The sequence below is a fragment of the Halomonas sp. C22 genome (genome assembly GCF_007655045.1).
GTDB classification, from domain to species: Bacteria; Pseudomonadota; Gammaproteobacteria; order Pseudomonadales; family Halomonadaceae; genus Vreelandella; species Vreelandella hamiltonii.
Genome location: NZ_VBVC01000005.1, coordinates 212,478 through 232,135, shown reverse-complemented (window position 1 = coordinate 232,135; position 19,658 = coordinate 212,478). Strand labels below are relative to the sequence as shown.

The 19,658-nt window shown below is 61.0% G+C and carries 16 protein-coding genes; 6 read left to right on the top strand and 10 right to left on the bottom strand.

The features are described from left to right. The first annotated feature begins 274 nt into the window (after positions 1 to 274). The 3 genes from acnB (at position 275) to FEU76_RS12130 (ending at position 5,487) form a co-directional block, all read left to right on the top strand. The gene (gene acnB / locus FEU76_RS12140) at positions 275 to 2,878 is read left to right on the top strand and encodes a bifunctional aconitate hydratase 2/2-methylisocitrate dehydratase (protein WP_096922897.1); all 2,604 of its coding nucleotides are present in this window, start codon (positions 275 to 277) and stop codon (positions 2,876 to 2,878) included. Between the two features lie 143 nt (positions 2,879 to 3,021). Continuing rightward, positions 3,022 to 3,516 carry a ribonuclease E activity regulator RraA gene (gene rraA / locus FEU76_RS12135; protein ID WP_039182167.1) on the top strand — a complete coding sequence of 165 codons (495 nt, stop codon included), beginning with the start codon at positions 3,022 to 3,024 and terminating at the stop codon, positions 3,514 to 3,516. Positions 3,517 to 3,603: 87 nt separating this feature from the next. Further along, entirely contained in the window at positions 3,604 to 5,487 is a 1,884-nt protein-coding gene (locus tag FEU76_RS12130) for a glycerophosphodiester phosphodiesterase family protein (protein WP_446718807.1), read from the top strand. 22 nt (positions 5,488 to 5,509) lie between these two features. On the opposite strand, the gene ggt is transcribed toward FEU76_RS12130, so the two are convergent. Both ggt and ppsA read right to left on the bottom strand, forming a co-directional pair. Then, positions 5,510 to 7,297, bottom strand: a complete 1,788-nt coding sequence (gene ggt, locus FEU76_RS12125) for a gamma-glutamyltransferase (RefSeq protein ID WP_144983304.1) — start codon at positions 7,295 to 7,297, stop codon at positions 5,510 to 5,512. A gap of 180 nt (positions 7,298 to 7,477) precedes the next feature. Then, on the bottom strand, positions 7,478 to 9,862 hold the full coding sequence (ppsA, locus tag FEU76_RS12120; protein ID WP_144983301.1) for a phosphoenolpyruvate synthase: 2,385 nt from the start codon (positions 9,860 to 9,862) through the stop codon (positions 7,478 to 7,480). A gap of 342 nt (positions 9,863 to 10,204) precedes the next feature. On the opposite strand from ppsA, the gene ppsR reads away from it, so the two are divergent. Further along, positions 10,205 to 11,038, top strand: coding sequence for a posphoenolpyruvate synthetase regulatory kinase/phosphorylase PpsR (gene ppsR / locus FEU76_RS12115; RefSeq protein WP_016913992.1), 834 nt, complete (start codon positions 10,205 to 10,207; stop codon positions 11,036 to 11,038). A 9-nt stretch (positions 11,039 to 11,047) separates the two neighbouring features. Here ppsR and FEU76_RS12110 read toward each other — a convergent pair whose 3' ends face one another. From FEU76_RS12110 to FEU76_RS12095, 4 genes are all read right to left on the bottom strand, one after another. Beyond that, on the bottom strand, positions 11,048 to 11,626 hold the full coding sequence (locus FEU76_RS12110; RefSeq protein ID WP_096922894.1) for a hypoxanthine-guanine phosphoribosyltransferase: 579 nt from the start codon (positions 11,624 to 11,626) through the stop codon (positions 11,048 to 11,050). A gap of 30 nt (positions 11,627 to 11,656) precedes the next feature. Then, positions 11,657 to 12,676 carry a beta-N-acetylhexosaminidase gene (gene nagZ, locus FEU76_RS12105; RefSeq protein ID WP_039182183.1) on the bottom strand — a complete coding sequence of 340 codons (1,020 nt, stop codon included), beginning with the start codon at positions 12,674 to 12,676 and terminating at the stop codon, positions 11,657 to 11,659. An 83-nt stretch (positions 12,677 to 12,759) separates the two neighbouring features. Continuing rightward, complete coding sequence (locus tag FEU76_RS12100) at positions 12,760 to 13,275, bottom strand: L,D-transpeptidase (protein ID WP_144983298.1); 516 nt, start codon at positions 13,273 to 13,275, stop codon at positions 12,760 to 12,762. After that, positions 13,253 to 13,939: a TetR/AcrR family transcriptional regulator gene (locus FEU76_RS12095; protein WP_039182189.1), complete on the bottom strand. Its 687-nt coding sequence runs from the start codon at positions 13,937 to 13,939 to the stop codon at positions 13,253 to 13,255. Before FEU76_RS12095 ends, FEU76_RS12100 begins: the two co-directional genes overlap by 23 nt. A 224-nt stretch (positions 13,940 to 14,163) precedes the next feature. Between FEU76_RS12095 and lexA the strand changes: the two genes are divergently transcribed. Further along, entirely contained in the window at positions 14,164 to 14,841 is a 678-nt protein-coding gene (lexA, locus tag FEU76_RS12090) for a transcriptional repressor LexA (protein WP_096922892.1), read from the top strand. Between the two features lie 34 nt (positions 14,842 to 14,875). Here lexA and FEU76_RS12085 read toward each other — a convergent pair whose 3' ends face one another. Both FEU76_RS12085 and purU read right to left on the bottom strand, forming a co-directional pair. After that, a complete protein-coding gene (locus tag FEU76_RS12085; RefSeq protein WP_096922891.1) occupies positions 14,876 to 15,547 on the bottom strand; it encodes an energy-coupling factor ABC transporter permease in 672 nt (223 codons plus the stop codon). A 23-nt stretch (positions 15,548 to 15,570) separates the two neighbouring features. Further along, complete coding sequence (gene purU / locus FEU76_RS12080) at positions 15,571 to 16,425, bottom strand: formyltetrahydrofolate deformylase (RefSeq protein WP_039182197.1); 855 nt, start codon at positions 16,423 to 16,425, stop codon at positions 15,571 to 15,573. Positions 16,426 to 16,699: 274 nt separating this feature from the next. Between purU and FEU76_RS12075 the strand changes: the two genes are divergently transcribed. Then, the gene (locus FEU76_RS12075; protein ID WP_144983295.1) at positions 16,700 to 18,298 is read left to right on the top strand and encodes a ribonuclease J; all 1,599 of its coding nucleotides are present in this window, start codon (positions 16,700 to 16,702) and stop codon (positions 18,296 to 18,298) included. Between the two features lie 80 nt (positions 18,299 to 18,378). Here FEU76_RS12075 and moaE read toward each other — a convergent pair whose 3' ends face one another. Further along, complete coding sequence (moaE, locus tag FEU76_RS12070) at positions 18,379 to 18,858, bottom strand: molybdopterin synthase catalytic subunit MoaE (protein WP_144983292.1); 480 nt, start codon at positions 18,856 to 18,858, stop codon at positions 18,379 to 18,381. 3 nt (positions 18,859 to 18,861) lie between these two features. Beyond that, positions 18,862 to 19,656, bottom strand: a complete 795-nt coding sequence (gene moaC / locus FEU76_RS12065; protein WP_039182206.1) for a cyclic pyranopterin monophosphate synthase MoaC — start codon at positions 19,654 to 19,656, stop codon at positions 18,862 to 18,864. Positions 19,657 to 19,658: the final 2 nt, after the last annotated feature.

Genomic DNA, 19,658 nt, shown 5'->3' with positions numbered 1-19,658 from the left:
AAACACGCCTCTCGGTAAAAATCTTTCATGTTTACGGCACATTAATCAAAAAAACCGCCCTCAGGAAAGCGGCTTTCAACATCTCAACACAAAGTACAAGTAGGCATCCCGCCTGACTTCTTAACATTGTCGACAGTTTCCCGTAGAATCCGAGCCATCCACCAGACGCTGATTCTCAAGCGTATGTCATGTGATCGAAGGATGTCCTTGTTACCGTGCAGGCGTCTTTTGCTACCACTGATGATCACTACCAAGAAGATGAGAGGGCCCCAACGTGCTTGAAGCTTACCGCCAACATGTCGAGGAACGCGCTGCAGAGGGCGTCCCAGCCAAGCCCCTGACCGCCGAACAAGTCGCCGACCTGATCGAGCTGCTGAAGAACCCGCCGGCCGGAGAAGAAGAGTTCATTCTGGACTTGATCACCAACCGGGTACCGCCGGGCGTCGACGAAGCCGCCTATGTCAAAGCGGGCTTCCTGACCGCGTTGGCCAAAGGCGAGGCGTCCTCGCCGCTGATCGACAAGGTCCATGCCGTCAAACTGCTGGGCACCATGCAGGGCGGCTATAACATCGTTTCCATGGTCGAGCTGCTCGATAACGAAGAGCTGGCCCGTGAAGCAGGTGAACAGCTCAAGCACACTCTGCTGATGTTCGATGCGTTCCACGACGTGGAAGAGCGCGCCAAGAATGGCAACGCCGTCGCCAAGGACGTCATGCAGTCCTGGGCCGACGCCGAGTGGTTCCTTTCCAAGCCTGCGCTGGAAGAAAAAATCACCCTGACCGTCTTCAAGGTCCCGGGTGAAACCAACACCGACGACCTGTCGCCCGCGCCGGATGCCTGGTCGCGCCCGGATATCCCGCTGCACGCCAACGCCATGCTCAAGAACGAGCGTGACGGTATCGAGCCCGAAGTGCCCGGCACCACTGGCCCGCTCAAGCAAATCGAAGCCGTGAAAGCCAAAGGCCACCCAGTGGCTTACGTGGGCGACGTAGTCGGCACAGGCTCTTCGCGCAAATCAGCCACCAACTCGGTGCTGTGGTTCTTCGGTGACGATATCCCTTACGTGCCCAACAAGCGCGGCGGCGGTTTCTGCTTTGGCGGCAAGATTGCCCCGATCTTCTTCAACACCATGGAAGATTCAGGCGCCCTGCCGGTAGAGATGGATGTTTCCAAGCTGGAAATGGGCGATGTCATCGACATCTACCCCTATGAAGGCAAAGTGTGCAAGCACGGCACCGATGAAGTGCTCTCCACCTTCGAGCTGAAAACACAGCTGATTCTCGATGAAGTGCGTGCAGGCGGTCGTATTCCGCTGATCATCGGCCGTGGCCTGACCGGCAAGGCGCGTGAGTCCCTGGGACTGGCGCCGTCAGACGTTTTCCGTCTGCCGGACCAGCCTGCCGATACCGGCAAAGGCTTCACGCTGGCACAGAAGATGGTTGGCAAGGCCTGCGGCCTGAACGGCGTTCGCCCCGGCATGTACTGCGAGCCGAAGATGTCTACCGTCGGCTCCCAGGACACCACTGGCCCGATGACCCGTGACGAGCTGAAAGACCTGGCCTGTTTGGGCTTCCAGGCCGACCTGGTCATGCAGTCCTTCTGCCACACGGCAGCCTATCCCAAGCCGGTGGACGTGGACACTCACCACACCCTGCCCGACTTCATCATGAACCGTGGCGGTGTTTCACTGCGCCCCGGCGACGGTATCATCCACAGCTGGTTGAACCGCATGCTGCTGCCGGACACGGTCGGCACCGGCGGTGACTCCCACACCCGTTTCCCGCTCGGCATCTCCTTCCCGGCAGGTTCTGGTCTGGTTGCCTTTGCTGCTGCCACTGGCGTCATGCCGTTGGATATGCCCGAGTCCGTTCTGGTGCGTTTCAAGGGTGAGCGTCAGCCTGGCGTCACGCTGCGCGACCTGGTTCACGCCATTCCTCTCTACGCCATCAAGCAGGGTCTGCTGACGGTCGAGAAATCCGGCAAGAAAAACGCCTTCTCCGGCCGCGTGCTGGAAATCGAAGGCCTCGAAGACCTCACCGTCGAGCAGGCTTTCGAGCTTTCCGATGCCTCGGCCGAGCGTAGTGCGGCTGGCTGTACCATCACGCTGTCCGAAGAGAGCGTGACCGAGTACCTGAAGTCCAACATCACGCTGCTGAAGTGGATGATTGCCAACGGTTATGGCGATGCCCGTACCATCAGCCGCCGTATCGAGGGGATGGAAGCCTGGCTGGCCAACCCGTCACTGATGCGTGCGGACAAAGATGCCGAGTACGCCGAAATCATCGAGATCGACCTCAGCGAGATCAAGGAGCCTGTTCTCTGCGCTCCCAACGATCCGGACGACGCTCGCCTGCTCTCCGACGTGGCTGGCGAGAAGATCGACGAAGTGTTTATCGGTTCGTGCATGACCAACATCGGTCACTTCCGTGCCGCCGGTAAGCTGCTGGAGAAACAGCCTGCGGGTAGCCTGAAGACCCGCCTGTGGTTGGCGCCGCCGACCAAGATGGATCAGCACCAGCTGACCGAAGAGGGTTACTACGGCATTTACGGCCGTGCAGGCGCCCGCATGGAAATGCCGGGATGTTCACTGTGTATGGGTAACCAGGCGCGTGTGGCTGCCAAGAGCACCGTCGTGTCTACGTCTACACGTAACTTCCCGAACCGCCTGGGAGATGGCGCGAACGTCTACCTCGCCTCGGCGGAGCTGGCAGCGGTCGCAGCGGTGGAAGGCCGTTTGCCGACAGTGGCTGAGTACCAGCGTTACATGGGCGAATTTGACGCCTTGGCTGGCGAAATCTATCGTTACATGAACTTCCACGAAATCGAGGAGTACCAGAAGGTCGCCTCGAACGTGATTCCAGTAGCCCAAGAGGCCTAAGCGCCACGGCTACTGCCCCATCGCCGATGCTCGCAACATCGCAGAGACGCCACGCGACTCTGAGCCGATGACCGAACGCCCCTTCCTTCGCAGGTCGGGGCGTTTTTATTATCAGCGGCTTCACTCACTGACAGGAGACCCTCATGACGACCACACCTTACGTCGTTACCCCCGATCTGTGCGACCAGTACCCCGAGGTCAAGGTGCTCGAGCCGATGTTTGCCAACTTCGGCGGCGTCGATCACTTTTACGGGCCTATTCGTACCGTCAAATGCTTCGAAGACAACTCCATGGTCAAGCAGGCCGTCGCCGAGCCCGGTGAAGGCGCCATCCTGGTAGTGGATGCAGGCGGCTCTCATCGCTGCGCCATGCTGGGCGACATGCTGGCTGAACAAGCCGCCAAAAACGGTTGGGCAGGCGTCATCATGTATGGCTGTGTGAGAGACGTGGACATTCTGGCGACCCTGCCACTGGGCGTGCAAGCGCTGGGCAGCCACCCTCGTCGCAGCGAAAAACATGGCGAAGGCCAGCGCGACGTGGCGGTGACCTTTGCAGGCGTCACGCTGCAGGTGGGTCAATGGCTCTACGCCGACAATAACGGCATCATCGTCGCCGAACAGCCGCTCAAACTCTCTTGAACGCGCCTAACCCCGGCTAACCCGCCAGACTTGTCAGTGGTGGCAGATAGTGCCACCCTGATATTTCATTTTCATGCCACGGACACCATGCAGCCGCTCAAGCCACTGGGCTATGCCCTACTTCGCACCCTTCGTGACCACCTGCGCCCACTGATTGCCTACCACCTGCTGTTCACGCTGTTGGCATCGGCCGTGGTGTTGCCGCTGGTGGCTTGGGCTTCCCAGCGATTCATGGCGCAGCTCAACCGAACCGTGGTCACCAACGATGCCTTGCTGGCGCTGCTGTTCAGCCCCCTGGGCTTGTTCACCCTTCTGGCAGGCCTTGCGGTCACTTTCTTGCTGATCTACTGGCAGCAAGCGGGCATGCTTCAAGTGGCCAGCAGGCCCAAGGACAACCACTACCGCCTGGCACTGGAGGCCCTGTGGCTCAGCACTCGGCGCCTACCAGCACTGCTGCTGCTGGTGATCCTGCAGGTGGGTGCCCACCTGCTGCTGCTGGCCCCCTTCATGGTCGCCATCGCCTGGCTATACGACCTCTGGCTCAGCGGTCTTGACCCCTACTATCTACAGCGTGTACGCCCTCCGGCGCTGTGGTACTTCATTGCCTGTGCGTTGCCGGTCGTGCTGCTGTGGATGAGCCTGGCTGCCTGGCTGTATCTGCGCTGGCTACTGGCTCTGCCCCTGGTGGCGCTGGAACAGTGCCACCCGCTGCAGGCCCTGAAGCGCAGCGTGCACCTTACCCGGGGCTGGCACCGCTCCATTGGCGCGGCGGTGCTGCTGTTACTGCTCGTCATCATTGCCTTGCCGATTGCCACCACCTGGCTCTATGACACACTCATCACGCCGCTGCTATGGTGGCTGCCCGAGCACAGTGCCGTCCTGGTACCGGCGATGCTGGCCTATCTGACCGGCTATGTCCTGATCACTCTGACCATCACGTTTCTGGGTATTACCACCCATGCGCTGCTGTCGGCCTGCCTTTACTTGCAGCTTGCCTATCGGGAGGCTCGGCCTGCCGCTCCCGGGAGCGAACAGACAGGCCGTTTGGCCTGGGCATTGGAAGTGTGCGTCTTGCTGATTGCCGCACTGCAAGCCTGGTGGATACTCAACAGCTTCGAAATACGCGACAACGTCGCCATCATCGCCCACCGAGGCAGCTCCATGGTGGCGCCTGAAAACACCTTGGCCGCCGTGCGCCAGGCACTGGACGATGGTGCCGATGCCGTCGAGCTGGACGTGCGTCTCAGCGCCGACCAGCAGGTCATGCTCTACCACGACCGCACGCTGGCTCGGCTCACGGGTGACCCCAGGGAGTTTGGCGAACTGACCCGCGATGAACTGAGCGAGTTCGATGTGGGCAGCTGGTTTGGCGATGCCTTCCAGAACGAACGAATCGCCGGGCTGGACGAGACCCTGGCGCTGGTGAAGGGCCGCGCCGCGCTGATGATCGACATGAAACCGCTCCCGGGCCAGGAGGAAGCGCTGGCTCAAGCGGTACTGGATGAACTGGATGAGGAAAACGATCGTCGCTACCGCTGCTGGGCCACCCAGCACGATGCCTTGAATGGAATGGCCGCCTGCGGATTCCCGCATACGCTGCTGGAAATGCGCATGGCCACCATGTCGCCCGCGCTGGTCAACTTCATCAAGCAGCGGGCGCCCGAGCTGAGGGTGACACTACTGGCGCAGCTGATACTCCCCGGCACGCTCGACCGTCGTCAATTCGATGCGCTGGGCTTGCGACATAACCGCATTACCCGACAGGAAATCCGTCTGGCGGCACTGTATGGTTATGAAATCCATGCCTGGACGGTGAATGACCGAGCCAGGATGTCGACGCTGATCGATCTTGGCGTGGATGCCATCATCACCGACTATCCTGACCGCTTGAGGGAACTGATCGAAGACCGCCATGCCATGAGCGATGGCGGCCTGATGCTGGTAAAACTGCGCAACTGGCTACGTCAGTAGCGCGAGACGGCGGGCAAGGACATCACTCACCCATGACCACGCCCTCACGACGCGGGTCGGCGCCACCGTACAAGGTGCCGTCCTCCAGCTTCATGATGGCTTGCAGACCACTGGTCAACTCCCGCTCACTCACCTGATGTCCGCGCCCACGCAGTGCCTCGGCGGTCTCCTCCGAGAATCGCCCCTCCTCCAGGTAGACATCGCCTCCCAAGGTGATGGCATGAGGCAGATCCAGCGCTTCCTGAGCATCGAGCCCCCAGTCACGCATGGCCACAAGGCTTCTGGCCGTGTAATGAATGATCGCTGCGCCACCTGGCGAGCCCAGGCTGGCCACCAGCTCACCGCTTTCCAGATCGAAGACCAGGGTCGGGCTCATGCTGGAACGGGGACGTTTGCCGGGCTCAACGCGGTTGGCCACGGGGAGGCCTTCACTTTCCGGCTCGAAGGCGAAATCGGTCAGCTCGTTATTGAGCAGATAGCCCCCTGCCAGCCCCGTGCCCCCGTCTGCCAGGATACGTGACCCAAAGGCTTGCTCGATGGTCGTGGTCATGGCCAGCGCATTGCCATCGCCGTCCACGATGCTGATGTGGCTGGTGCCATACTCAGGCTGTTCGGGCTGGCTGGCAAAGCTCACTTCCAGCTCACCGGGGTTGCCAGGCTCGACGCTATCGCCCAGTGACGCTTCGCCCATCAGGCGACTACGCTGGTTGAGGTATTCAGGGGCCAGCATCGTGCGCCAATCGCCTCCCGGCGCCTCGACAAAATCAGGATCGCCGATGTAGCGACCTCGGTCGGCAAAGGCCAGCCGAGACGCTTCGAGGAACTGATGCAGCCAACCGCTACTGGGAGCACCGTTATCCAGCGGTGCTTCGATCAACGGCTGCTGATCGAGAATACCGAGGATTTGCATGACGGTGATATGACCCGACGACGGCGGCGGGAAGCCACACACTTCCCACTCCTGCCAGGGCGTACAGATCGGCTCACGCTCCACCGGCTCATAGCCGCTGAGGTCGTCCAGGCTCATCTCGCCCGGACGCTGCGGATGGGACTGCACTCGGGCCACCAGATCCTCGGCAATCGCACCTTCGTGGAACGCGCTGCTGCCCTCTTCTGCCACTCGGCGCAAAATGGCGGCCAGCGCGGGATTGGTCAATGTGTCACCAACGGCCAGCGGCTCGCCTTGCTCATCGTAGTAGAACGCTCGGGCCAACGGGTCCTCGCGCAGCGCCGTATCGTTGGCCAGGCTGGTATGCAGCCGATGGCTGACGGCAAAGCCCTCTTCCGCCAGCGTAATGGCAGGGGTGAAAAGCTCTCGCCAGGCGAGTTGGCCATGTTCGGCGTGGGCCTGCTCCAGCATACGCAGTGCCCCCGGCACCCCCACAGAGAGACCGCTGGCCACCGCCTCCATGAACGGCAGCGGCTCGCCATCTTCCATGAACAGCTCACCGGTGGCCGCGGCAGGCGCGGTCTCGCGACCATCGAAGGCCTGCACATTGCTGCCGTCGTAGTGCATCAAGAAGGCGCCGCCGCCGATCCCACTGGACTGCGGCTCTACCAGGGTCAGCACCATTTGCACGGCCACCGCCGCATCGATGGCGTTGCCACCGGCCTTGAGCACTTGATAACCCGCGTCAGTGGCCAGCGGGTTCGCCGCAGCAACGGCAAAGGATTCAACGGCCCAACCGGGCTTCTCCTCATACCCTGAGCCTACTTCCGGCGACATCTCGGGGGCTTGGTAACTAAACCCCCAGCTCACCATAGGAACGAGTAGTAGGCCCGTCAGGGGGATTGCCCGTTTAGGCAGCATAATTTCTCTCCTTTTAACCAGGACACAGGCAGACATCGCACAGCGCCTCGGGGGCGCCGTCATCCAGAGCGGTGTTATCCAGAGCGGTGTCATCCAAAACAAAGCGTAGCCTATAAAACCCGTGCGCCCGGCACAATGGCCGGGCGCAAATCGAACAGCAGGCTAACTAACCCATGGATGTCAGGCGATACTCTCTCCTGCCAGCATGAACCAGGTTTCGAGAACCGCGTCCGGGTTCAGCGATACCGAGTCGATCCCTTGCTCCATGAGCCATTTGGCCAGGTCCGGGTGATCCGAAGGCCCCTGGCCACAAATCCCCACGTACTTGCCTCGTGCCTTGCACGCCTGAATGGCCATGGCCAAAAGTTTTTTCACCGCCGGATTACGTTCATCGAACAGGTGGGCCACGATGCCCGAGTCACGATCCAGCCCAAGGGTCAACTGTGTCAGGTCGTTGGAGCCAATCGAGAAGCCGTCGAAATATTCGAGGAACTCGTCGGCCAACAGCGCATTGGCAGGCAGCTCGCACATCATGATGACCTTGAGGCCGTCAGGGTCGCTGCTGCCACCGCGCTTCAGGCCGTTGGCGGCCAGCAGCTCGACTACTTCACGGGCTTCATCCGTGGTGCGTACGAAAGGCACCATGATCTCGACATTGGTGAAGCCCATCTCTTCACGCACGCGCTTCAGCGCCCGACACTCCAGCTCGAAACAGGGGCGGAAGGCATCGGAAATGTAGCGAGAAGCGCCACGGAAGCCCAGCATGGGGTTCTCTTCACCTGGCTCGTACAGCTTGCCGCCTATCAGGTTCTCGTATTCGTTGGATTTGAAATCCGAGAGGCGAACGATCACCCGCTGCGGATGAAACGCCGCCGCCAAGGTGGAAATCCCCTCCACCAGCTTGTCCACGTAGAAACTGACCGGGTCGGCGTACCCTGCCGTACGCAGGTCGATCACCTGCTGAAGGTCAACCGGCAGCGTTTGATAATCCAGCAGCGCCTTGGGATGCACACCAATCATGCGGTTGATGATGAACTCCAGACGCGCCAGCCCCACGCCCGCATGGGGAAGGCTGGCAAAGCCAAAGGCACGGTCCGGGTTGCCCACGTTCATCATGATCTTGAAGGGAATCTCCGGCATGGCATCGACGCTGGAGACGTTGCAATCGAAGGCCAGCAGGCCTTCATACACATGGCCGGTATCGCCCTCGGCACAGGAGACCGTCACGTCGCAGCCTTCCTGCAGCTGCGTGGTGGCATCTCCACACCCCACCACCGCGGGAATGCCCAGCTCACGGGCAATGATCGCCGCATGACAGGTACGCCCGCCCCGGTTGGTGACGATGGCCGATGCCCGCTTCATGATCGGCTCCCAGTCGGGGTCGGTCATGTCGGTGACCAGAATGTCACCCTCTTGAATCTTGTCCATCTCGTCAGGACTGAGCACAATCTTGACCGCACCACGACCAATGCGTTGCCCAATGGCCCGACCAGTGATCAGCGTGCGGCCCTTTTCGCGCAGCTGGAAGCGCTCCAGCTTGCCGCCCTCCTGCTGGGAAACGACGGTTTCAGGACGTGCCTGCACGATGTACAGCTTGCCGTCATCACCATCCAGCGCCCACTCGATATCCATGGGCCGCTGGTAATGCTGCTCGATGGTGACCGCCTGACGGGCGAGGTCCATGATCTGCTCGTCGTCGATACAGAAACGCCCGCGATCCTTGTAAGGCACGTCAACGGTTTTCACCGAACGACCTGCGCTGGCATCCTTGCCGTACACCATCTTGATCAGTTTCGACCCCAGGGTACGACGCAACACGGCCGGACGCCCGGCGGCCAGCGTGGGCTTGTGCACATAGAACTCGTCAGGGTTGACCGCCCCTTGCACTACGGTCTCGCCCAGCCCCCAGGAGGCGGTGACGAACACCGCGTCCCGGTAGCCGGACTCGGTGTCCAGGGTAAACATGACACCGGACGCACCGGTCTCGGAGCGCACCATTTTCTGCACACCGGCCGACAGGGCAACGTTCTCATGGGCATAGCCCCGATGGACGCGGTAGGAAATTGCGCGATCATTGAACAATGAGGCAAAGACTTCGTGAACCGCATGCTTGATGTTGGCCAGGCCTTCGATATTGAGGAAGGTTTCCTGCTGACCGGCGAACGATGCATCCGGCAGGTCTTCCGCCGTTGCCGAGCTGCGCACCGCAACCTTCAGGCCGGGGTGTTTTGCCTGCAACTGCTGGTACGCCTGCTCCAATGCCGCTTCGAAGGTGGGCGGCAACGGCGTCTCGATGATCCACTGGCGGATACGCTTGCCAGCCTCGGCCAGCGCCTTGACGTCGTCGACGTCGAGCCGTGCCAGGGTGTCGTTGATACGGTCGTTGAGGCCTTCGTGGGAGAGAAACTCGCGGTATGCATGGGCCGTAGTGGCGAAACCGCCGGGCACCGTGACACCCACACCGGCCAGGTTGGAGATCATTTCGCCAAGCGAGGCGTTCTTACCACCCACGCGTTCGACGTCCGCCATACCCAGCTGATCGAACCACAGAATGTACTCTTCCACGCAACCCCCTCACTCAGACATTGATGCAACCGTTGGGACGACACCCATTCACGCTGTCACCCTAGCATCGCGGCCCCCTATTCGCCATTGGTCTAACAGCGCAGGGAGTGGAGGATTTTTACAACATCGGCCGGAAACATGGCATTTATGTAGTCAGGACAGGACGCAGACCTGTTTGCGCGAGCACAATTGCGAGGCCAATCGCAAGTACCCTGCACACGCAAACCCTGCTCACGAAAACCCTGCACTCGAAAACCCTGCACTCGAAAACGTTGTACTGCCATGGCACACGGCACACAATGAGCGCTCGTAAATCAGTTGGGTGAGGATGGCGGACAGACTATGAAACGAACAGCCTTTTTTATTTCCGATGGCACGGGGATCACGGCAGAAAGCCTGGGGCGCAGCCTGTTGGCGCAGTTCAGTGACGTGGACATCAACATGATCACCAAGCCCTACATCGACACCTTGGAAAAGGCTCAAGCCGTCGCCGAGATCATCGAGTCCACCGCGATGCGCGACGGTGTTCGCCCCATCATCATCGACACCATCGTCGACCAGCAGATCCGCAACGTCATCCGCCAGGCCTCCGGCTTCAAGGTCGATATCTTCTCGACGTTTCTGGAACCGCTGGAGCAAGAGCTGGGCACGCACTCTTCCTACAGCGTGGGGCGCACCCACTCCATAGGCAGCGACGATGTCTACATGGACCGTATCCACTCGGTGCATTTTGCACTGGATAACGATGACGGTGCCCGCACCCATCAATACGACAAGGCAGACATCATTCTGGTGGGGGTATCTCGCTGCGGTAAAACGCCAACGTCCTTGTACCTGGCGCTTCAATTCGGCATTCGCGCGGCCAACTATCCGCTGACCGAGGACGACCTGGATGAAGATGGCCACTTGAAATTGCCGAAAGCGCTGGCACCGCACCGGCACAAGCTGTTCGGCCTGACCATCGATGCCCGGCGACTGGCGGCCATTCGCAACGAGCGTCGCCCCAACAGCCGCTACAGCTCCATGGATCAGTGCCTGCAGGAAGTCGAGCAGGCCGAATCGCTCTACCGCAGCATGAACATTCCTTTCATCGACACCACACGCTTCTCCGTGGAGGAGATCTCCACCCGCATGATTGCCGAAACCGGCCTGGCAAGACGTTTCTCGCCCCGCTAGGCCAGTGCTTTACATGCCCTTGGGCGCAAAAATCCCCGGGGCATTCCGCCAGTAGCCTTTGTAGTCCATGCCGAAACCGAAGACGTAGCGGTCGGCGACTTCCAGACTGCAGTAATCGGCCTTCAGGCCAGGGACTGCCTTGCGGTCGTGCTGCTTGTCCACCAGTACGGCGGTGGTCACGCTGGCGGCCTGGGCTTCCTTGCAGTACGCCAGGATGGCCGCCAGGGTGGCGCCTTCATCGAGAATATCGTCGACGATCACCACATGCCGACCCGCCATGGGGACTTCCGGAGAGACCCGCCAGAACAGCTCGCCGCCGCGCAGTTCATTGCGGTAGCGGGTAGCGTGCAGGTAGTCCACTTCCAGTGGGAAACCCAGACGTGTCAGCAGATGACCGGTGGTGATCAACCCCCCGTTCATGACGCAGTAGAAAACCGGCAGCTTATCGCCCAGGTCACGGGTAATCTCTTCCGCCATACGGTCCAGCGCACGCTCGACCTGCTCCTGTGAAATCAAGCAGTCGGCGTTGTCCATCAACTCGCGCATGGAGTCCAGCGACTCCAGCGCCTCTTTATCCAATTTGGACATCGAGCCTCTCCAAAACAGTTTATGGGTCAATTAGCTGGCGTCAGCGACCAGCGCTTCCAGCCTGGCGTGGGTCTTGCGCCAACGGCCCAGCGCGGCCAGTGCTTCCAGCTGCGGTCGCGCGCGACCATAACGCAGCTTGGCGGGCCGCTTGTTGAATACGTCATGACAGGCCTGCACCACTTCCAGCGCAGCCTCACGGTCGTTGCAGATCAGCAGCATGTCGCAGCCCGCTGCCAGGGCAGCCTTGGCACGCTCGGCGGGGCCACCCGCCTCATGAGCCCCCGCCATGCTCAGGTCATCCGAGAAGATGCAGCCTTTGAAGCCCAGCGACTCACGCAGCATGCCTAGCCAACTGGGCGAAAAACCGGCCGGACGCGAATCGAAGGCAGAGTAGACGATATGGGCGGGCATGACGCCGTTGAGCAGCGTGGCAAGCTGGCTGAAGGGCACCAGGTCGTGCTCCTTGATGGCCGAGAGCGGACGCTCATCGACAGGGAGGGCGGTGTGCGAATCGGCCCCCACGCCGCCGTGGCCGGGAAAGTGCTTGCCCACAGCTGCCATTCCCGCCTCATGCAATCCGTGCACGAAGGCTTGCCCCAGCAAGGCGACGTGCTGAGGGTCTCGGCTGAAGCTGCGCTCCCCGATCACGCTGGAAATACCGCTGTCCACGTCCAGCACGGGGGCAAAGCTGATGTCCAGGCCACAGGCGGCCATTTCCATGCCCAGCAGCCAGCCGGTATCTTTGGCCAGCGCCAGCCCTACCGACTGATCATGGGCAAACACGTCGCCAATCCGAGCCATGGGCGGCAGGCGCGTCACGCCTTGCCGGATACGCTGGACCCGACCGCCCTCTTGGTCGACGGCCAATAGCAGGTCGCCGCGCACACGACGAATGCTGTCACACAGCTCCCGCACTTGGGTGGCGCTTTCCACGTTACGAGCAAACAGAATCACGCCACCTACCGCGGGATTCTTCAGCAGGCGCTTGTCTTCCTTGGTCAGGGTCTGGCCTTCCAGGTCGAGCATGACCGGGCCTAAAGGTTGAGTCATCGTACTGGGTCCAGGAAAAAGGGCGTCATTCTAGACCACCCGTGTGATCTTTCAAAATGTGGAGTATGCCAGCGGGGAAAACGTCAATGCAGCCATACTGGCGTACCCGGCACAGCCCGTTTGAAAAGCCAGAGCAGGTCGGGATTACGTAGACGCACACAGCCGTGAGAAGCAGCAAGGCCCATGGGCTGGTCAGGGGGAGTACCGTGCAGGTAGATGTAGCGACGCTGGGAATCGACACAGCCGCCGCGATTGATACCGCGCTCCAGGCCACATAGCCACAGTATGCGGGTCAAGATCCAGTCGCGCTCGGGGAATTCGACCGCCAAATCGGCAGAGTAGACCTCTCCGGTCCAACGACGCCCCCGAAAGACCGCATCCTCGGGTAGCCCATCGCCAATCGCTGCTCGAATGTAGTGCCAACCCAACGGAGTACGTCCACTGCCCTCTTCTTGCCCTACGCCGGCCTTGCCCGTCGAAATGGCGCATTCATGCTCTAGCGCGCTCCCCTGCCACCAGCGCAGGCGTTGGGCCTCGGTGTCGATTTCCATCCAGCCACCGTCAACGGGCGGCAGGTCAGCCAATCTGGGCGTGTGCATGGGGCTTCTCATCCACGGTTGCTGCGGGCAACGGCATCGGCGCGCTCATGGCCGCCACCACAACGGGGCGCAGACGTCGGATCAAGTCGCGTACCGTTACCTGCTCTTGATAATCCTTGGCGGCGATATCGCGCAGTGCATCCAGGCCAGACAGAGTGAAAATCACCGTGCCCAGCATGAAGTGCAGCCGCCAGAAACGCTCGGCATCTGGCAGCTCGGGGGTCGCCCGGCGCACCAACTCCGTGAAGCGCGTGAAGACATCGCCATACTGCTGCTGAATGTAGCGACGCAGGTGTCCTTGCGCCTGGCTGTAAGCCAGCCCCAGCAGCCGCATGAACACTTTCAGGCTATGCCGCTCGGCAGGCACGGCCAGCACGGTAGTGGCCATGGTTTCCAGCAGCACCTCCAGAGGAATGGCCTGGCCTTCGTAGCGCGCTTCCAGCTCGTCCAGCGCAGTATGGAAGCGTTCGGAGAACGGGTCTAGGTAACGGGCAAATACCGCCTGTATCAGCGCTTTCTTCGACCCGAAGTGATAATTGACGGCAGCAAGGTTGACCCGCGCTTTGCTGGTGATATTGCGCAGTGATGTCTCGGCAAACCCCCGCTCTGCAAAGAGCACCTCTGCCGTATCCAAAATACGTGTGACCGTATCCGACTGGGCCATAGCGCCCTCCCAAAACAGGTGTTTAAAACATGGCGATCGCGTTGGCGAATAGTATGCCATTACCCCTGCTGGCTCAAACGATTATCCCGCTCAAGGTTCAGGCTGCGTGCCACGGTACGGATTGCAACTCATCATGTACTGGACAGAGCAACATACTGTATACTTAAACACATACTGATTTTACGGACATGTAGCGACTGTCTTTTCACTGTTTGGAGTCTGATATGTCACGCCCACTCACCGCACGCCAGCAGCATGTATATGATTTTATCGTGAAGACCATGGGCGAGCTTGGCTACCCCCCTACCCGCGCCGAAATCGCCAAGGCGCTGGGCTTTCGTTCCCCCAACGCCGCCGAAGAGCATCTGCGCGCTCTGGAGCGCAAAGGTGCCATTCGCATCATTCGCAATACGTCCCGCGGCATACGCCTGCCCAACCAGGAGCCGCTCGACGCCACGCCCCCGGCAGCCGAGCCTGCCAGCGCCGCCAACGATGCCACGCCCAGCGGGCTGCCGGTCATTGGCGAAGTCGCGGCGGGCAGTCCCATTCTGGCAGCGGAGCATATCGACCGTTACTGCCCGCTCCCTGCAGAGTACTTCACCCCCAAGGCCGACTATCTGCTGCGAGTTCGCGGCCTGTCGATGAAGGACGTGGGCATTCTGGAAGGCGATCTGCTGGCGGTGCATCGTACCGACCGCGTGCGTGACGGTCAGATCGTCGTCGCGCGCCTGGAAGACGAAGTCACGGTCAAGCGTTTTAAACGCCAGGGGCATCACGTCACGCTGCTCGCCGAGAACGAAGACTTCGCCCCCATCGAAATCGACCTGAGAACTCAACAGCTGGATATCGAAGGCGTCGGGGTAGGCGTCATCCGAGGCGGCAACGGCCAGGCACTGGGCTAAAATACTGGGCCAGGGCACTGGACCAAGCCACCGCCTACTGCATATCTATGTAACGATGGTCGTTGAACGTGGCGACCCAGTGCGGGTGGTAGACCAGCAAGATACTCAGCAGCATGCCGGTGATGAAGGCTTCCGAGGGCATCAGCAAGGGTAAAAAGCGGGCATACTCCTGAGCCAGATAAATCGCTTCAGGGTCGGTGCCCGCCACCAGAATCAGCCCCACGGCCGCCAGCCCGCCTCCTAGCGTGGCCAGCGCAGCACCGAAAAAACCGCAGGCAAACAGAAACACCATCAGGTTGTCCGGCAAGCGGCGATCCACGATACGCCATACCACCCCCGTGATCACGGCGGGCACCAGTCCCGTCACCAACACGTTGGGCCCCAACAGCTCCCAGGCATTGCGCCCGATCACCACCATCGCCACGTTGAGCAGCAAGTTGCTGATCAAGGCCAGGGGCACCTTGAACACCAGCGTCATCAGCACCGTGAACACCAGATGCAGGGTCAACCAATCGACCGCCTGGGCCCGCAGCTGCCACATCAGCATCACGGCAAGCGTCGCGGCCATCCAGCGATGCTGCAAACCGGTATCTTCCAGCAGCGGCTGCCAGGGGCGCTGCCAAAGCACCCACCCCAGCGCACCTGCCGACACCAGCCAGGTAGCCAGCAGTGCCCAGGTGGCCAGCACGCTTTGTGCAAAGGACATGGCGCCCCTCCCCGGTGGGCGAGTTAGCTGAACACGACGGTCTTGTTACCGTGAATCAATACGCGGTCTTCCAGATGCCAGCGCAGGCCGCGGGCCAGCACGGCTTTTTCCACATCACGGCCAAAGCGCACCAGATCGGTGGGCGTATGGCAGTGGCTTACCCGATGGATATCCTGCTCGATGATGGGCCCCGCATCCAGCTCTTCGGTCACGTAATGGCAGGTGGCACCGATCAGCTTGACGCCACGCTCGTAAGCCTGGTGGTAAGGCTTTGCCCCGGCAAAGGAGGGCAAGAAGCTGTGATGAATATTGATGACGCGCCCGGCATAGCGCTCGCACAACGAGGGGGGCAGTATCTGCATGTACCGCGCCAACACGACACAGTCGGCCCGTGCCGCATCGATCTGGGTTTGTACCTGATCGAAAGCCGCCTGCTTGTTGGCCGGGTCCACCGGCACGTGATGATAAGGAATGCCGTACCACTCGGTGAGCGAACGCATGTCGTCATGATTGGAAATGACGCTGACGATATCGCAATCCAGCTCGCCTGCCTGCCAGCGATACAGCAGATCCACCAGGCAGTGGGATTCCCGGGAAACCATCAACACCACGCGGCGGCGCTTCTGGGTGTCCACCAGTGACCACTGCATATCGAATTCGGCGGCGACGGGTTCGAACGCCGTGCGCAGCGCCTCGGCAGACATGCCCAATGAATCGGCGAGAATTTCGTAACGCATGAAAAAGCGACCCGTCTCCAGGTCGGAGTGCTGGCTGGCCTCGGTAATCGAGCCGCCCTGCTGGGCAATGAAGCTGGAAACACGCGCCACGATGCCCACCTGATCCGGGCACGACACAACTAAACGGTAATAATGAGACATCAATGAACACTCTTGCGTATGTAACGGCACGTTCGCCAGGGACTTACCTGCCGACAGGCAAGCCTCACCAGGCGCGCTAGTGTAACGCAAGCGCTGCGACCAAGCACTGTGGTGCAGTGCCGCGATGATTGTTACAGGCCCCTCCCTTCCCGTATAGTTAAGAGATTACTTCCCAGGCTTTTCATGACCGATGCATCCACCACGCGTTCAACTTCGTCCCCGTCGCCGCCCGCCCCTGCACCTGCTTCCGCTAGGTGGATGCGGTGAAATTGGAATGAATCTTACGCTGTATGGATACGACGATCAGTGGATCGCCGTCGATTGCGGCATGATGATTCGTCAAGATCTGCCCAACTCGCCGCTGCAGGTACCCAACACCGACACCCTGCAGACCCTCGGTATCACGCCTGCCGCGCTGTTCATCACCCATGGTCATGAAGACCACATCGGCGCCGCCGCCTGGCTATGGCCGCGCTGGGGCTGCCCTATTTTTGCCACCCCGCTGGCGGCGGGCCTGCTGCGCCACAAGTTTGCCGAACACCAGCTCAGCAGCGCTGCCATCGAAATCATCGAACCCGGCGATGCGGTTGAGCGCGGGCCCTTTACCCTGCGTTACTTGAGTGTCACCCACTCCATACCTGAAAGCTGCGCCATCATGATGCAGGCAGGCGACTATCGGGTTCTGCATACGGGTGACTGGAAACTGGACCCGGAGCCGCTCATCGGTGCGCCGGTGAATGCCGCCCATTTCCGCGCGCTGGCCCCTCTGGACCTGGTGGTGGGTGACTCTACCAATGCCCCCATGCCAGGGCAGTCGGCCAGCGAAGGCGATGTCGCCAAGGCACTGGCCAGCACCCTTGCGAAGTGCAAGGGGCGCGTCGTGGTGTCGTGTTTCGCCAGCAACCTGGCGAGGGTTCTGGCCATCGGGCGTGCCGCACAAGCCTGCGGACGCCGTGTCAGCTTGATGGGCCGCTCCATGGAGCGCATGGTGAGCGTGGCCAGAGGGTTGGGCTACCTGGACGATTTTCCGGCACTGGTACCGCCCCACGATCTTGGCTATTTGCCCCCCGAAGAAGTCGTGATCATTGCCACGGGCAGTCAGGGTGAGCCACGCGCTGCGCTTCAACGACTGGCGCAACGCCGTCATCCCTTCGTCGACCTGGAGCCCGGTGACAGCGTCATTTTTTCCGCCAAGGCCATCCCGGGCAATGAGCGCCCCATCGAACAGCTTAAAAAACGTTTGTTACAGCTGGGTGTCGACCTCTTCGATGAAAACAATCATCCCGAGCTGCATGCCACAGGGCATCCAGCCCAAGAAGAGCTCAAGAAGCTTTACCAATGGGTACGCCCAAAAGCCCTGTTACCCGTGCACGGTGAAGCTCGACATCAGCAGGCCCACCAGGCACTGGCCGAACAGCTGGGCATCAGCGCGCCCCTTGCGCCGCTCAATGGCGACATGATCGCGCTCGACAACCAGGGCCTGCGCCTGGAAACACGCCACCCCCAGCCACCTTGCATCGTCGATCAAAACAGCGTGAGGCCCCACCCCGGGCTCGAGCACCAGACTCCCGGCGCACGGCGCGGAAGCCTGTTTCTGGCACTACCGGTGACCGCCACCGAGACCGGCTGGTGGCGCATTGGACGGATGATGCTGGATACCACGGGAGCCAGCCCGCTGGATGAGGAGAGTTTCAGCGATTGGCTGGACGAGCAGTTGGAAGAGATCGAGGCCGAGACCCTGGCAGACTTGCGCCAGGCGCTGCAACCGCGCCTGATGCACTGGCTGGCCAACCACCTTCAGCACATGCCTGAGGTGCACCTGCAGATCATGGCCGCCGATATGCCGACCGAGGAAGAACTCGATCGGCAGTAGTTCACGCGGTAGTTCAGGCAAAAATTCATGCCAAAGTTCTTGCCAAAGTTCATGCCGAATTCAGCAGGCCCAAGCGCGGGTCATGACCAGCGCTCGGCATCCTGCTGATCGGTTTTGCGCTCCTTGACCCAATACGTCCCCTGGCGTGCGCGCTCCTTTTTCCAGAACGGCGCCTGGGTCTTGAGATAGTCCATGATGAAGTCACAGGCCAGGAAGGCATCCCGGCGATGCGCACTGGCGACCAGCACGCGAACGATAGGGTCACCTGGCGCCAAATCTCCCACCCGATGAATGATGCGCACCGCCTGGAGCGACCAGCGTTGCCAGGCCTGCTCGGCGATCTCCATCAGGCTGCGCTCGGTCATTCCGGGGTAATGCTCCAGCGTCAAGCCCAGTACATCGGGCGACTCGTTGAAGTCGCGCACCAGCCCGGTAAAGCTGACCACCGCGCCGATATCCGTGCGACCCCGAAGCGCCTGCTCGTAGCCATGCGCCATGGAGAAGCTTTCCTCGGTGACCTCGACCACGAGCGCTTTATGCGGATGCTCAAGCAGCGCCATGGCTTAGCCTCCCGTGACCGGTGGGAAGAACGCCACTTCGTCATCGTCGGTAATGCGCGAACTGTCGCTGGCCATGACCTGGTTGATGGCACATAACGTACGCTGATCGGACAACAGCGCATAGCGCGCATCCTGAGCGCTGAGCGCCGCCTTCAGGCCCGCGACGTTGCGGCTCGGCAAGCGATCCAGATCCACCGACACATCGCTTTCCCCGACCCGCTCGCGCAGCTCGGCCAGAAACTTGACCCGCACGCAGGGAGATGAGCAACGCTCCCCAAGGCTTACTTCCCCCGATGCCCCTTCGCCGGTCACGATGGGCGCGGGCATCAGGCGCTGGTAATCTCCCCGGCTACCCCCCTGCTTGCTCTCCAACTGCACGGCTTCGATACGCATCTCTTTATCGACGGCCTTGCACATGTCATACAGCGTCAGGCATGCCACGGACACGGCCGTCAGGGCCTCCATCTCTACCCCCGTCCGGCCATTCAGGCGGCACAGCGCCGTAACGTTGACCCAACCGTTGTCGTGGTCGATCTCGAAGTCCACCGACACCTTGGAAAGCGCCAAGGCGTGGCACAGCGGTATCAGCTCATGGGTACGCTTGGCCGCTTGAATACCGGCGATGCGCGCCGTGGCCAGCACATCACCCTTGGGCAAGGCACCGTCCGTCAGCAGCTGAAGCGTCTGAGCGCTCATCACGATTCGTCCAGAGGCGACGGCCTCTCGGCGTGTCTCAGCCTTGTCGCCAACATCGACCATGTTGGCTTCGCCTTGGGCATTGAGGTGGGTTAACTGCATCG